The following is a 14,659-nucleotide window of genomic DNA, read 5'->3' as shown; positions in this document are numbered from 1 at the left end:
CGGCGCCAGCCGCGAGCCTTTCATCGCACCCCCCAACGCCCATCGCCTTCAACCCCTCGCGGCTCGCGCCGCTCCTACAGGGGGGCGTGGGCTGCTGGTGATAGACTTCACGACCTACCCAACCTGGTTTTGCCTTCCGGCGGGGCCTCTTGACCGAGAGTCATCTCCCAAAGGAGTCGTCGTGCTGTCCAACGATCTGTTCATCATCTTTTTGCTCATCATCGCGAGTGCTTTCTTCTCGATGTCCGAGATCTCGCTCGCCGCTTCGCGCAAGATCAAGCTCCGCCTCATGGCCGAAGGTGGCCACGTCAATGCCCAGCGCGTACTCGCGCTGCAGGACAACCCAGGCAACTTCTTCACCGTCGTGCAGATCGGCCTCAATGCCGTCGCCATCCTCGGCGGTATCGTCGGCGAGCAGGCCCTGTCGCCCCATGTCGCCGCTGCCATCGGCCTGGTGTACGACGGGCCGCGGCTTCACACCCTCAGCTTCGTGGTGTCCTTCGTCTTCGTCACCTCGTTGTTCGTGCTGTTCGCCGACCTCATGCCCAAGCGCCTGGCCATGGTCGAGCCCGAGCGCATCGCGGTCGGCCTGGTGCGGCCCATGCAGGCCTGCATCTGGGTTTTTGCGCCCCTGGTGTGGGTGTTCAACGGGCTCGCCAACATCCTGTTCCGCTGGTTCAAGGTGCCGAGCAAGCGCACCGAAGACATTACCGCCGACGACATCGTCGCCATGGCCGATGCCGGCGCCCAGGCCGGCGCGCTGCTGCGCCAGGAGCAGCACCTCATCAGCAACGTCTTCGAGCTCGACTCGCGCATCGTGCCCTCGGCCATGACCTCGCGCGAGAGCATCGTCTTTCTCACCCTCAGCGAATCCGAAGAGAGCATCCGGCGCAAGATCTCCGCGCACCCGCACGGCAAGTTCCCGGTGTGCGAGGACGGCATCGACAGCGTCATCGGCTATGTCGACGCCAAGGACATCCTGCCGCGCATCGTCAATGGCCAGGACCTCTCGCTGCGCACCCAGCCCATCGTGCGCAAGGTCCTCATGCTGCCCGACACGCTCAGCCTGTTCGAAGCCCTCGAGCGCTTTCGCGACGCCAAGGAGGACTTCGCGCTCGTACTCAACGAATACGCCCTGGTCGTGGGGCTGCTGTCCTTGCAGGACGTCATGAACACGGTCATGGGCGACCTCGTCAGCGCCTTCCAGGAAGAGCTCATCGTCCGCCGCGATGACAACTCCTGGCTCATCGACGGCGTCACCCCGATCGAAGACGTCATGCAGGCGCTCGACATCGAAGTCTTCGAGGGCTTCCAGAACTACGAAACGGTCGCCGGCTTCATCATGTACCGCCTGCGCAAGGTCCCCAAGTGCACCGACTTCGTGGTCTATGCCGGTTACAAGTTCGAGGTCGTCGACATCGACAACTACCGCATCGATCAGGTGCTGGTCACACGCAGCGAGACGAGCGAGCCATGAGTCGAGGCGCCCTTGTCATTCATGGGAAAAAGACCATAATGGGGCAGGGCGTGTGAAGCTCGCCAGTACGGACCTGCACCACCCGCGAGCCAGGAGAGAGGCGCTTGCCATCGCACGGCTGGGTCCCGGCCCCCACCTGCTCGCGCTGTCGCAGTTTGCGGCCGTGTTCGACAGCCTCTGCGACGGTGTGCAGTTTCCGAACGCCCCCTACCTCGGCGCGAGCTACGGCATCGAAAGCGTCTTCGACGAACAGCACCGGGCCGGAGCCGTCACCGTTTTTTACCGGGTTTTCTGGGGTAGCGAAGCGTGCGGGCTGGTGGCAGCGCTGTGCCAGGCAGACTTCGGCCGCCCCGTGTTCATGGCCATGACGGGTTTTGGCTTGCCTGGAGCCGCGGGTCATGGCGACAAGACCCGTGCCGTGGACGCTGCACTCAGGCTGGCGCGGGCGCGCAGCGTGGATCTATGAAGGGTGAAGAATGAGCGAGAGTGACACGAGGTATTCGGTAACGCGCACCGGCGGCCGAACCCTCCGCGTTGCCGCCGCACGCAAGGGCGGCGCGAATGACCTCACCGCGGCGCTTGCCGAGGCCGCCGGCGATGCCCCCGAGTTTCAGGCCGGCTACCAGGCTGCGCAGCGCTACCTCGCGTTCGGTCGCGCCCTGCGGACCTTGCGCGAAGCGCATGGCATGACGCAAAAGGCGCTGTCCGAGCGCACCGGCATCGACCAGGCCGACCTCAGCAGAATCGAGAACGGCGTCTGGGGCAAGCGTGGCATCAGCGTGCTCACGATGGAGCGCATCCTCGCCGAACTGGGGCATCGCCTGGAGTTCAGCATCGTGCCGATCGAGCAGGCGTCGGGTCAGGTAGCGCAGGGGGGCGAAGCCCCGCCCTGGGTCGAACTGGCTCCGCAGGGGCAGCGGCTGGATGCGAGCGCGGGTGCCCGCACAGGCCTTCCGCCCTGGATCGAGGAAGTGCCGGACGACGCGCCGCAGGACCTTGCCCCGGGCGCGCTCAGGAACGCCCTCGCAGGCGTACTCGAAGACGCCGTCTTCAAGGCAGCGCTCGATCGAGAGTGGCGCGCAGCCTTCGCCAAGCGCCGGCGCCGGGCGACGCTGGCGCGCAGCAGTGCAAGGCCGGCAACGCTCAAGAAATGACGGTCGCGCTTGCCGGCGCCATCGCCGAGCTTCTCAGCGTCCTCAGCGGGCTACTGCTCATCGCCCCGGTCATCGCGCTCAACCGGCACCTTCGCGCCATCAAGACCGCGCAGGACCAGCTTGCAGCGCCGCGTACCAAGCTGACGCGCAGCATCGCCCGCGAGCTCAAGCCGCAGCTCGAGCGCGCAAAGATCCCCGAATGGTCGCGCCGCGACCAGCGCATGCTCATCTGGGCAATCGGGCTGTTTGCGGCCGCGTCGGCCATCAAGCTCTACCTTGCGGCGGCGGTCGCCCTGGCCGCAGGCTGAACCCGACGGCCGCTCAGGCCTCTGCCTGCGCCTCGGTCTCCGGCGCGGCAAGCGGAGCGTCGTCGGCCTTGGCCACGGCGATGCGGGCCAGCGCGGCGCGGCCGCTGCGGATGTGGTGGCGCATGAGCTGCTCGGCGCGCTCGCCGTCGCGGGCGAGGAGGGCGCCGAGGATGTCGCGGTGCTCTTCCAGCGACTGCTCCAGCCGCCCGTCCGAGAACAGCGAATGGTGGCGCGACAGCTTGATCACCTTGCGCAGGTCTTCGATCACGTGCAGCAACCAGCGGTTGTCGGCGATCTCCTGCAGGCTGCGGTGGAAGTTCTGGTTGGCCTCGAAGAAGCCGTCGATGTCGTCCGCCGCCGCCGCCTTCTCCAGGTCGGCGTGGATCGCGCGCAGGCGCGTCAGGTCGCCGTCGGTGGCGCGCATGGCCGAGGCCCGTGCGCACTCGCCCTCGAGCATCGACATCACGCTGAACACCTCGTCCAGGTCACGCTCGGAGATCTCGGTCACGTAACAGCCGCGGCGCGGCTTGAGCGTCACCAGCCCTTCGGAGGCGAGCACCTTCAGCGCCTCGCGCAGCGGTGTGCGCGAGATGCCGTAGTGTTCGGCCAGCGCCTGCTCGTCCACCCAGGTGCCCGGCGCCAGCTCGTGCGAATAGATGCGCTGCCGAAGGCGCTCGGCGACTTCCTGGTACAGCGCCATGGGCGCGATTCTCGAAGCGTTCATGTTGCTTTGTGCGGTCTCCGACTTCTCAGATGCAAAGGCCGGCGCGCCCACAGGGCAATAGCGCCGCAGTGGATTTTGCCGTAGGACCAGCGCCGGCCGCGAGCGAATTGCGCTGGTCCGACCCCGCCCATCGCAGCCGCCCCCAAAACCTCGCGGCTCGCGCCGCTCCTACCGCAACACCAAGCGCCGCGCCCCCCGTAGGAGCGGCGCCAGCCGCGAGCCTTTCCGGCGGTTATCCGGCCTCAACGCCTTCAACCCCTCGCGACTTGCGCCGCGCCTACGAGACCAGCCGCGAGCTGTTCGTGCGTCGGCTAGAGAGGCCATTGCGTTCATAATTATGGATAAAGTATTATTCCGCTGGTAGAACAAGTCAACTTCCCGTGTGCGACGCGGCAGGGAGGCGCCAGGCCAAAGTCTGGTGACAAAAGGGGGGCCGCGTTGCGCCAGAAGCGTCGACGGCCGCCCGCAGCAGGGCTGCGGGTGGCCGGTTCGTCGCCTACGTGCCGCACTTGTCGCGGCGCGGGTTGTGTCTGATCCGATATCGTCCAGCAGCTCCGCGAGCTGCCGAAGCAGAGAGGTTTCCCATGTCGCAAAGCAACCAGTCCAACGAGCCCACCTACAACCAGGCCGACATCGAGGCCTGGAACAAGGCCGCCGCCAAACACGCCCCGGGCGGCGACGTCACCAAGCTCAACTGGGTCACGCCCGAAGGGCTGGTCGTCAAGCCGCTGTACACCAAGGCCGACACCGCCGACCTCAAGCACGCCGACACGCTGCCCGGCTTCGAACCCTTCCTGCGCGGCCCGCAGCCCACCATGTACGCCGTCAAGCCGTGGACCATCCGCCAGTACGCGGGCTTCTCCACCGCCGAAGCCTCCAACGCCTTCTACCGCAAGGCGCTCGCTGCCGGCGGCCAGGGCGTGTCGGTCGCCTTCGACCTCGCCACCCACCGCGGCTACGATTCCGACCACCCGCGCGTCACCGGCGACGTCGGCAAGGCCGGTGTGGCCATCGACTCGGTCGAAGACATGAAGATCCTGTTCGACGGCATTCCGCTCGACAAGATCTCCGTCTCCATGACCATGAACGGCGCCGTGCTCCCCATCCTCGCCGGCTACATCATCGCCGCCGAAGAGCAGGGCGTGTCGCAGGACAAGCTCTCCGGGACCATCCAGAACGACATCCTCAAGGAGTTCATGGTCCGCAACACCTACATCTACCCGCCGACGCCGTCGATGAAGATCATCGCCGACATCTTCCAGTACACGTCGGCCAACATGCCCAAGTTCAACAGCATCTCGATCTCGGGCTACCACATCCAGGAAGCGGGCGCCAACCAGGCCATCGAGCTCGCCTTCACCCTGGCCGACGGCCTCGAGTACGTACGCACCGGCATCGCCAGCGGCATGGACGTCGACACCTTCGCCGGCCGCCTGTCCTTCTTCTGGGCAGTGGGCATGAACTTCTACCTCGAGATCGCCAAGATGCGCGCCGCGCGTCTGCTGTGGTGGCGCATCATGAAGCAGTTCAACCCCAAGAGCCCCAAGTCGATGATGCTGCGCACCCACTCGCAGACCTCCGGCTGGTCGCTCACCGAGCAGGACCCGTACAACAACGTCGTGCGCACCACCATCGAGGCCATGGCCGCGGTGTTCGGCGGCACCCAGTCGCTGCACACCAACGCGCTCGACGAAGCCATCGCCCTGCCCACCGAGTTCTCCGCCCGCATCGCGCGCAACACCCAGATCATCATCCAGGAAGAGACCCACATCTGTAACGTCGTCGACCCCTGGGCCGGCTCCTACATGATGGAAAAGCTCACCCAGGACATGGCCGACAAGGCCTGGGCGCTGATCGAAGAGATCGAGTCCATGGGCGGCATGACCAAGGCCGTCGAATCCGGCTGGGCCAAGATGAAGGTCGAGGAATGCGCCGCCGACAAGCAGGCCCGCATCGACTCCGGCAAGGACGTCATCGTCGGCGTCAACAAGTACAAGCTTGCCAAGGAAGACCCGATCGAGATCCTCGACATCGACAACCACGCCGTGCGCGAGTCGCAGATCGCCCGCCTCGCCCAGGTGCGCGCCAACCGCGACACCGCCGCCGTGCAGGCCGCGCTCGACGCCCTCACCAAGTGCGCCGAAACCGGCGACGGCAACCTGCTCGACCTCACCGTCAAGGCCATCCGCCTGCGCGCCACCGTCGGCGAAGTGTCCGACGCGCTCGAAAAGGTCTTCGGCCGCTACCGCGCCAACCCGCAAGCCGTGTCCGGCGTCTATGGAGCCGTCGTGGAAGAACAGGAAGACTGGAAGGCCCTCAAGGCCGACATCGAAGCCTTCATCGCCGAAGAAGGCCGCCGCCCGCGCGTCATGATCGCCAAGCTCGGCCAGGACGGCCACGACCGCGGTGCCAAGGTCGTCGCCTCGGCCTTCGCCGACCTCGGCTTCGACATCGACATCGGCCCGCTCTTCCAGACCCCGGAAGAAGCCGCCCGCCACGCGGTCGAGAACGACGTCCACGCCGTCGGCTGCTCCAGCCTCGCCGCTGGCCACAAGACGCTCGTGCCGCAGATCGTCAACGAGCTCAAGCGCCTCGGCGCCGACGACATCATCACCTTTGTCGGCGGCGTCATCCCCGCGCAGGATTACGACGCGCTCTACGCCGCCGGCGCCAAGGGCATCTTCGGCCCCGGCACCCCCATCCCCACCGCCGCGCGCGAAGTGCTCAAGCAGATCCGCGCAGCGCGCAAGGCATAAGGGCGAACAGCAGCGGCGTTACCGCCGGAGCAACTGAAAAAAGCTCGCGGCTCGCGCCGCTCCCACAGCAGCACCGCCGGGCGTATCGGCACACTGTAGGAGCGGCGCAAGCCGCGAGGGGTCGAAGGCGACATCGCCCAAAACCTCGCGGCTCGCGCCGCTCCCACAGCAGCACCGCCGGGCGTATCGGCACACTGTAGGAGCGGCGCCAGCCGCGAGCTTTTCCCCAAAAAACCGCCACACCCGCACCGCAAAGGCCACGACCACCCCACCGACCATGCTTTCGCCCACGTCCCACCCCCTCGATCCCACGGACCAAGCCCTCGTCGACGGCGTTATGGCGGGGCAGCTGCGGCCGCTCGCCAAGACCATCACGCTCATCGAATCCCAGCGCGAGGACCACAAGGAGCGGGCCCGCCACGTGCTCGAGGCCCTGCTGCCGAGCACCGGCGGGGCGATGCGGGTGGGCATTTCGGGCGTGCCGGGCGTGGGCAAATCCACCTTCATCGAAGCGCTCGGCCTCTACCTCATCGAGCAGGGGCTGCGTGTCGCCGTGCTGGCGGTCGACCCCTCGTCCTCGGTCACCGGCGGCTCCATCCTCGGCGACAAGACGCGCATGGAGCTGCTCAGCCAGAACACCGCCGCCTTCATCCGCCCCAGCCCCTCGGCCTGCAGCCTGGGCGGCGTGGCCGAGAAAACGCGCGAGACCATGCTGGTCTGCGAAGCCGCCGGCTTCGACGTCATCATTGTCGAGACCGTCGGCGTCGGCCAGTCCGAAACCGCCGTCGCCGGCATGACCGACATCTTCTGCCTGCTGCAGCTGCCCAACGCGGGCGACGACCTGCAGGCGATCAAGAAAGGCATCATGGAGATCGCCGACCTGATCGTCATCAACAAGGCCGACATCGACCCCGCCGCCGCCATGCGCGCCAAGTCGCAGATCAAGACCGCGCTGCACATGCTGCGCCCGGCCAGCCCCAACTGGACGGTACCGGTGCTCACCCTGTCGGCGCTGCGCAAGGAAGGCGTGGCCGAGTTCTGGACCACGGTGATGGACTACCGCAAGGCGCTCACCGCCACCGGCGAGCTCGACGCCAAGCGCCGCCACCAGGCCCTGGCCTGGATGTGGGAAATGATCGACTCCGGGCTGCGCAGCCGTTTCCGCAGCCACCCCCGGGTCAAGGAAGAACTGCCCGCGCTGGCGCGCGCGGTGGAAGAGGGCGGTACCACCCCCTCGCTCGCCGCGCTGCGCCTGCTCGGCCATCTGCAAAGCTGAAACCGCAAGTCTGCCGTTACACGTATTCAGTCCCAAGCCTGACACACACCCACCGGCTTTCCCGGCCGGCACGACGCAACACAGAGATCTGACAGGAGGTCATCAATGCAAGAAATCATTCGCCAGCTGGAGGAAAAGCGCGAGAAGGCCCGCCTCGGCGGTGGCCAGAAGCGCATCGACGCCCAGCACGCCAAGGGCAAGCTGACCGCCCGCGAACGCATCCTGCTGCTGCTCGACGACGACAGCTTCGAAGAGTGGGACATGTTCAAGGAGCACCGCTGCGCCGAGTTCGGCATGAACGCCGACCACATCCCGGGCGACGGCGTCGTCACCGGCTACGGCACCGTCAACGGCCGCCTCGTGTTCGTGTTCTCGCAGGACTTCACCGTCTTCGGCGGCTCGCTGTCCGAAACCCACGCAGAAAAGATCTGCAAGGTCATGGACCACGCCATGAAGGTCGGCGCCCCGGTCATCGGCCTCAACGACTCGGGCGGCGCCCGCATCCAGGAAGGCGTCGACTCGCTCGGCGGCTACGCCGACGTGTTCCAGCGCAACGTGCTCGCCTCCGGCGTCGTGCCGCAGATCTCGCTCATCATGGGCCCCTGCGCAGGCGGTGCGGTGTACTCGCCGTCGATGACCGACTTCATCTTCATGGTCAAGGACTCGTCCTACATGTTCGTGACCGGTCCCGAAGTCGTGAAGACCGTTACCCACGAAGAAGTCACCGCCGAAGAGCTCGGTGGCGCCGTCACCCACACCAGCAAGTCCGGCGTGGCCGACCTCGCCTTCGAGAACGACGTCGAAGCGCTCATGATGACCCGCCGCCTGGTCGGCTACATCCCCGGCAGCAACCGCGACAAGCCGCCGGTCGTGCCCTCGGTCGACCCCGCCGACCGCCTCGACTACTCGCTCGACACCCTCGTGCCGAGCAACGCCAACCAGCCTTATGACATGAAGGAGCTGATCGTCAAGATGGTCGACGACGGCGACTTCTTCGAGCTCCAGCCCGACTACGCCAAGAACATCATCATCGGCTTCGCGCGCATGGAAGGCGCCCCGGTCGGCATCGTCGCCAACCAGCCGCTGGTGCTCGCCGGCTGCCTCGACATCAAGAGCTCGATCAAGGCCGCGCGCTTCGTCCGCTTCTGCGACGCCTTCAACATCCCGGTCGTCACCCTGGTCGATGTCCCCGGCTTCATGCCCGGCACCGCGCAGGAATACGGCGGCATCATCAAGCACGGCGCCAAGCTGCTCTACGCCTACGCCGAATGCACCGTGCCCAAGGTCACCCTCATCACCCGCAAGGCCTACGGCGGCGCCTACGACGTCATGTCGTCCAAGCACCTGCGCGGCGACGTCAACTTCGCCTGGCCCAGCGCCGAAATCGCCGTCATGGGCCCCAAGGGCGCGGTCGAGATCATCTTCCGCGAAGAAAAGAACGACCCCGAGAAGATCGCCGAGCGCGAAGCCATGTACAAGCAGCGCTTCGCCAACCCCTTCGTGGCCGGCGCGCGCGGCTTCATCGACGACGTGATCATGCCGCACGAAACCCGCAAGCGCATCTGCCGCTCGCTGTCGATGCTCAAGGACAAGCAGCTCGAGAACCCGTGGCGCAAGCACGGCAACATCCCGCTCTGATCCGCGCACGAGGAATACGTTAAATGTTCAAGAAGATCCTGATTGCCAACCGCGGTGAAATCGCCTGCCGCGTCATCAAGACCGCCCGCAAGATGGGCATCGCCACCGTCGCCGTGCACTCCGAGGCCGACAAGGACGCCCTCTTCGTCGAAATGGCCGACGAAGCCGTCTGCATCGGCCCGGCGCCATCCAAGGAATCCTATCTCGTCATCGACAAGATCATCGCCGCCTGCAAGCAGACCGGCGCCGAGGCCGTCCACCCGGGCTACGGCTTCCTGTCCGAGAACGCCGAGTTCTCGCGCCGCCTGGAAGAAGAAGGCATCAAGTTCATCGGCCCGAAGCACTACTCGGTCGCCAAGATGGGCGACAAGATCGAGTCCAAGAAGCTCGCCATCGAAGCCGGCGTCAACACCATCCCCGGCTACAACGACGCCATTGCCGGCCCCGACGAAGCCGTCGAGATCGCCAGGAAGATCGGCTACCCGGTCATGATCAAGGCCTCCGCCGGCGGTGGCGGCAAGGGCCTGCGTGTCGCCTTCAACGACAAGGAAGCGCACGAAGGCTTCGCCTCCTGCGTCAACGAAGCCCGCAACGCCTTCGGCGACGACCGCGTCTTCATCGAAAAGTACGTCCTCGAGCCCCGCCACATCGAAATCCAGGTGCTCGGCGACTCGCATGGCAACTACGTGTACCTCAACGAGCGCGACTGCTCCATCCAGCGCCGCCACCAGAAGGTCATCGAAGAAGCCCCCAGCCCCTTCGTCGACCCCGAGATGCGCCGTGCCATGGGCGAGCAGGCCGTCGCCCTGGCGCGCGCGGTGAACTACGAATCGGCCGGCACGGTCGAGTTCGTCGTCTCCGGCGCCACCAAGGAGTTCTACTTCCTCGAGATGAACACCCGCCTGCAGGTCGAGCACCCGGTCACCGAGCTCATCACCGGGCTGGACCTCGTCGAGCAGATGATCCGCGTCGCCTACGGCGAAAAGCTCCCGCTCGCCCAGGCCGACGTCGGCATCAACGGCTGGTCGATGGAATGCCGCATCAACGCCGAAGACCCCTTCCGCGGCTTCCTGCCCTCCACCGGCCGCCTAGTCAAGTTCCAGGCCCCGGCCGAAGGCAACGGCGTGCGCGTCGACACCGGCGTGTACGAAGGCGGCGAAATCTCCATGTACTACGACTCGATGATCGCCAAGCTCATCGTGCACGGCAAGGACCGCCAGGACGCCATCGAGCGCATGCGCGACGCCCTCAACGCCTTCGTCATCCGCGGCATCAGCTCCAACATCCCCTTCCAGGCCGCGCTGCTGCAGCACCCGCGCTTCTGCTCGGGCAACTTCAACACCGGCTTCATCGCCGAGGAGTACCCGCAGGGCTTCGACGCCTCCATGGTCCCGCACGACGACCCCGCACTGCTCGCCGCCGTCGCCACCTTCGCCCGCAGCCGCTACATCGAGCGCGCCGTGCAGATCGAAGGCCAGCTCGCCGGCCACGGCCGCAAGGTCGCCGCCAACTGGGTCGTCGTCATGGCCGGCAAGCAGTACCCGGTGCAGACGCAGCCCATCGAAGGTGGCCTCGCCGTCACCCACGAAGGCCGCACCTACAACATCGTCTCCGACTGGAAGTTCGGCGACCTGCTGCTCACCGGCACCGTCAACGGCGCCCCGATCTGCCTGCAGATCGAACGCCGCGGCCTGCGCTACCGCATCGCCCACTTCGGCCTGCAGGTCGAGCCCATGGTCATGACCGTGCGCGCCGCCCACCTGCTGTCGCTGATGCCCGAGAAGCTGCCGCCCGACCTCTCCAAGTTCCTGCTCTCGCCCATGCCCGGCCTGCTGCGCGAAGTCGCCGTGGCCGAAGGCCAGGAGGTCAAGGCCGGCGAAAAGCTCGCCATCATCGAAGCCATGAAGATGGAAAACGTGCTCAAGGCCGAGCAGGACGGCAAGGTCAAGAAGATCGTCGCCAAGCCCGGCGCCAGCCTCTCGGTCGACGAAGTCATCATCGAATTCGAGTGAGCACCGCCACACAACCGTTTTGATCGATGGGGAGGGAGACCCGGGCCACGCGCCCGGGTGCCTGTCGGCGAGGGCCTGCGCAAGCAGGCCCTTTTTTTTCGCCTGCCTCGCCACGCCTCCCAACCCCTCGCGGCTCGCGCCGCTCCCACAGCAAGACCAAGCGCCGCGCCCCTTTCCCCACGGAACCAATCCCCCCGTCCTCCAGTCACATTTGCGCCAATTCACTTTGCGCCGTAGCATTGCCAGCCGTAAAAAAACGGGGACCGCCCCCGACACAACTGGAGGACAACACATGAACGCGCAAGTCCACGCCCTCAAGCCCCTCGACGGCGCCAGCCTGTTCGACCCCGTGCCCTTCAAGGTCTACACCCAGCGCGACCTCGACCGCATCGCCCCGCTGGCCCGCCTGTCGCCCGAACAGCGCTTCGAAATGAAGGTCGTCTCCTCGGTGCTGCCGTTCCGCGTCAACCAATACGTCATCGACGAGCTCATCGACTGGCGCCAGGTCCCCGACGACCCCATCTTCCAGCTCACCTTCCCGCAGCGCGGCATGCTCGCCCCCGAGCACTACGACCGCATCGCCGCCTTGCTGCGTGCCGAAGCCCCCAAGGACGAACTCGAACGCGCCATCGACGAAGTCCGCCACGCCCTCAACCCGCACCCCGCCGACCAGATGCAGATGAACATGCCGGTCGACGACGAAGGCCACCGCCTCGACGGCATGCAGCACAAATACCGCGAAACCGTCCTCTTCTTCCCCAGCCAGGGCCAGACCTGTCACGCCTACTGCACCTTCTGCTTCCGCTGGGCGCAGTTCGTCGGCGACAAGGACCTGCGCATCGCATCGTCCGAAGCCAGCGCGCTGCACGCCTACCTGCGCCAGCACACCGAAGTCACCGACCTGCTCGTCACCGGCGGCGACCCCATGGTCATGAAGACGCGCCACCTGCGCGACTACCTCGAACCCCTCCTGCAGCCCGAGTTCGACCACATCCAGACCATCCGCATCGGCTCCAAGGCGCTCACCTTCTGGCCGCACCGCTTCCTCGGCGCCGACGACGCCGACGACCTCATGCGCCTGCTCGCCCAGCTCGTCGAATCCGGCAAGCACGTCGCCCTCATGGCGCACTACAACCACTGGAAGGAACTCGACACCGACGCCGCCCAGGCCGCCATCCGCCGCGTGCGCGCCACCGGCGTCGTCATCCGCGCCCAGGGCCCGCTCATCGCCCACATCAACGACGACCCCGCCGTATGGGCCAAGCTGTGGAAGATGGAAGTCAAGCTCGGCATCGTCCCCTACTACATGTTCGTCGAACGCGACACCGGCGCCCGCAACTACTTCGAAGTCCCCCTCGTGCGCGCCTGGGAGATCTACCAGCAAGCCATCCAGCAAGTCTCCGGCCTCGCCCGCACCGCCCGCGGCCCCAGCATGAGCGCCAGCCCCGGCAAGGTCGAAATCCAGGGCGTCACCGAGATCGCCGGCGAAAAGGTCTTCGTGCTGCGCTTCATCCAGGGCCGCAACCCCGACTGGGTCCAGCGCCCCTTCTTCGCCAAGTACGACGACAAAGCCACCTGGCTCGACCAGCTCGTCCCCGCCTTCGGAGAAGAGAAATGGTTCTGGCAAGACGAATACCAGTCCATCCGCGCCCAAAAGCTCGCCACCTGACGCGCGCCGGCGCCGCTGCCCGCTGGCGCCACTGTAGGAGCAGCGCCACTGTAGGAGCGGCGCCAGCCGCGAGCCTTTCATCGCACCCACCCACCCAACCCCTCGCGGCTCGCGCCGCTCCCACCGGAGCCCCCCCACGGCGGTCCGCCCCGCTGTAGGAGCGGCGCCAGCCGCGAGCCTTTCCCCAAAAAACCCAATCGCATAATCCCGCGCCGCGCTAATATCCCCCGCTCAATGACATTCAATTGAACCGGGCCCGCATCGCCGATGCCTCCACACTCCATCGACCTGCGCCGCGGCCGCGTCTCCGAACCCGGCCGCGTCTTCCTCATCACCACCGTCACCTACCGCCGCGCACGGCTCTTCGACGACTTCCACCTCGCCCGCCTGACCATCGCCCACCTGCGCCGCGCCGACCAACTCGGCCACGCCGCCACACTCGCCTGGGTGCTCATGCCCGATCACCTGCACTGGCTCGTGCGGCTCGAAGCCGGCACCCTCTCGGCCCTCGTCGGCGCCTTCAAGGCCGGGTCTTCGGCCGCGATCAACCGAAGCCTGCAGACCCCCGCAACGCGCCGATGGGCAGCCGGCTTCCACGACCACGCCCTGCGCAAGGAAGAAGATCTCCACGCCCTCGCACGCTACGTCGTCGCCAATCCCCTGCGCGCAGGCCTGGCCCCCAGCGTGCGGATGTACCCCCATTGGGATGCCGTGTGGCTCTAGCGCAGCCCGCCGCCTTCAACCCCTCGCGGCTCGCGCCGCTCCCACCGGGACGACACGCGCCGCGGCTGGCTCCGCTGTAGGAGCGGCGCCAGCCGCGAGCCTTTCATCACACCCACCCACGCCCATCGCCCCCAACCCTCCCTGCTTGCGCGCTGCAACAGCTGATGTGCTACCGCCTTAACTCCGCTTCTAGCGTACAATCGCCATGGTCTTCGTAGAACTCCCCATCTTCAGTCGCTGCGCGCAGGCACTGTTCTCGGACGCACAGCTTCGGGAGTTGCAGCAGGTCTTGCTCGAGAACCCGTCAGTGGGAGATCTGACCAAGGATCAGCTGAGGCGTCTAGCTGAGGTAATCGAAACCGAGGTGAGCAATGGATGACAAGCACTTTGAAGAACTGCTGGAAAGCGTTCGTGACATGGGGCGCCACATGCGTGGAGAGCCAGTCGCCGGCGTTGTCGCGCGAGAGCTACCCGAGCCAGACGTCAAGGCCATTCGCGAGCGCACGGGGCTGAGCCAGACCCGTTTCGCCTATCTCATCGGTGTCAAACCCAAAACGCTGCAGAACTGGGAGCAGCGCCGTGTTCGCCCCGCCGGTCCCGCGCGTGCGCTCCTCAAGATCGTCGAAGCCAACCCCGCCGCGCTATCGGTGCTTCACCGCTGATTGCCTTTTCGCACCCACCCACGCCCGTCGCCTTCAACCCCTCGCGGCTTGCGCCGCTCCCACGGGGGAGGCGCGCCACGGTCTGCTGTAGGAGCGGCGCCAGCCGCGAGCTTTTCGTCGCACCCACCCACGCCCATCGCCTTCAACCCCTCGCGGCTTGCGCCGCTCCCACGGGGGAGGCGCGCCGCGGCCGCTGTAGGAGCGGCGCCAGCCGCGAGCTTTTCGTCGCACCCGCCCACGCCCATCGCCTTCAACCCCTC

General features: G+C 66.5%; 12 protein-coding genes. 11 read left to right on the top strand and 1 reads right to left on the bottom strand.

Annotated features, from left to right (window positions below; all coding sequences use genetic code 11):
* Positions 1-181: 181 nt before the first annotated feature.
* Genes B447_RS20565 through B447_RS20550 form a run of 4 tightly spaced genes read left to right on the top strand, consistent with a single transcriptional unit; the run spans position 182 to position 2,939 of the window.
* Positions 182-1,477 (top strand): hemolysin family protein, encoded by a 1,296-nt coding sequence (locus B447_RS20565; RefSeq protein WP_002945534.1) that lies wholly within the window; start codon positions 182-184, stop codon positions 1,475-1,477.
* 52 nt (positions 1,478-1,529) lie between these two features.
* Entirely contained in the window at positions 1,530-1,943 is a 414-nt protein-coding gene (locus B447_RS20560; RefSeq protein ID WP_002945531.1) for a hypothetical protein, read from the top strand.
* Positions 1,944-1,953: 10 nt separating this feature from the next.
* Complete coding sequence (locus B447_RS20555) at positions 1,954-2,631, top strand: helix-turn-helix domain-containing protein (protein ID WP_002945529.1); 678 nt, start codon at positions 1,954-1,956, stop codon at positions 2,629-2,631.
* Positions 2,628-2,939, top strand: coding sequence for a hypothetical protein (locus B447_RS20550; RefSeq protein WP_002945527.1), 312 nt, complete (start codon positions 2,628-2,630; stop codon positions 2,937-2,939). Before B447_RS20555 ends, B447_RS20550 begins: the two co-directional genes overlap by 4 nt.
* Before the next feature lie 13 nt (positions 2,940-2,952).
* On the opposite strand, the gene B447_RS20545 is transcribed toward B447_RS20550, so the two are convergent.
* On the bottom strand, positions 2,953-3,663 hold the full coding sequence (locus B447_RS20545) for a GntR family transcriptional regulator (protein WP_051018607.1): 711 nt from the start codon (positions 3,661-3,663) through the stop codon (positions 2,953-2,955).
* Positions 3,664-4,247: 584 nt separating this feature from the next.
* Here B447_RS20545 and scpA point away from each other — a divergent pair.
* From scpA to B447_RS20510, 7 genes are all read left to right on the top strand, one after another.
* Complete coding sequence (scpA, locus tag B447_RS20540) at positions 4,248-6,419, top strand: methylmalonyl-CoA mutase (protein ID WP_002934063.1); 2,172 nt, start codon at positions 4,248-4,250, stop codon at positions 6,417-6,419.
* 277 nt (positions 6,420-6,696) lie between these two features.
* A complete protein-coding gene (gene meaB, locus B447_RS20535) occupies positions 6,697-7,695 on the top strand; it encodes a methylmalonyl Co-A mutase-associated GTPase MeaB (RefSeq protein ID WP_037983300.1) in 999 nt (332 codons plus the stop codon).
* A gap of 105 nt (positions 7,696-7,800) precedes the next feature.
* A complete protein-coding gene (locus B447_RS20530; protein WP_002934186.1) occupies positions 7,801-9,333 on the top strand; it encodes an acyl-CoA carboxylase subunit beta in 1,533 nt (510 codons plus the stop codon).
* A 23-nt stretch (positions 9,334-9,356) separates the two neighbouring features.
* On the top strand, positions 9,357-11,345 hold the full coding sequence (gene accC / locus B447_RS20525; RefSeq protein WP_002945519.1) for an acetyl-CoA carboxylase biotin carboxylase subunit: 1,989 nt from the start codon (positions 9,357-9,359) through the stop codon (positions 11,343-11,345).
* Between the two features lie 292 nt (positions 11,346-11,637).
* Positions 11,638-13,014: a KamA family radical SAM protein gene (locus tag B447_RS20520; RefSeq protein ID WP_002934479.1), complete on the top strand. Its 1,377-nt coding sequence runs from the start codon at positions 11,638-11,640 to the stop codon at positions 13,012-13,014.
* 267 nt (positions 13,015-13,281) lie between these two features.
* Positions 13,282-13,737 carry an REP-associated tyrosine transposase gene (locus tag B447_RS20515; RefSeq protein WP_002945517.1) on the top strand — a complete coding sequence of 152 codons (456 nt, stop codon included), beginning with the start codon at positions 13,282-13,284 and terminating at the stop codon, positions 13,735-13,737.
* A 371-nt stretch (positions 13,738-14,108) separates the two neighbouring features.
* On the top strand, positions 14,109-14,399 hold the full coding sequence (locus B447_RS20510; protein ID WP_002945515.1) for a helix-turn-helix domain-containing protein: 291 nt from the start codon (positions 14,109-14,111) through the stop codon (positions 14,397-14,399).
* Positions 14,400-14,659: the final 260 nt, after the last annotated feature.

This window comes from Thauera sp. 27 (assembly GCF_000310125.2).
GTDB lineage: Bacteria > Pseudomonadota > Gammaproteobacteria > Burkholderiales > Rhodocyclaceae > Thauera > Thauera mechernichensis.
This window is presented reverse-complemented; position numbering and strand designations above follow the sequence as displayed.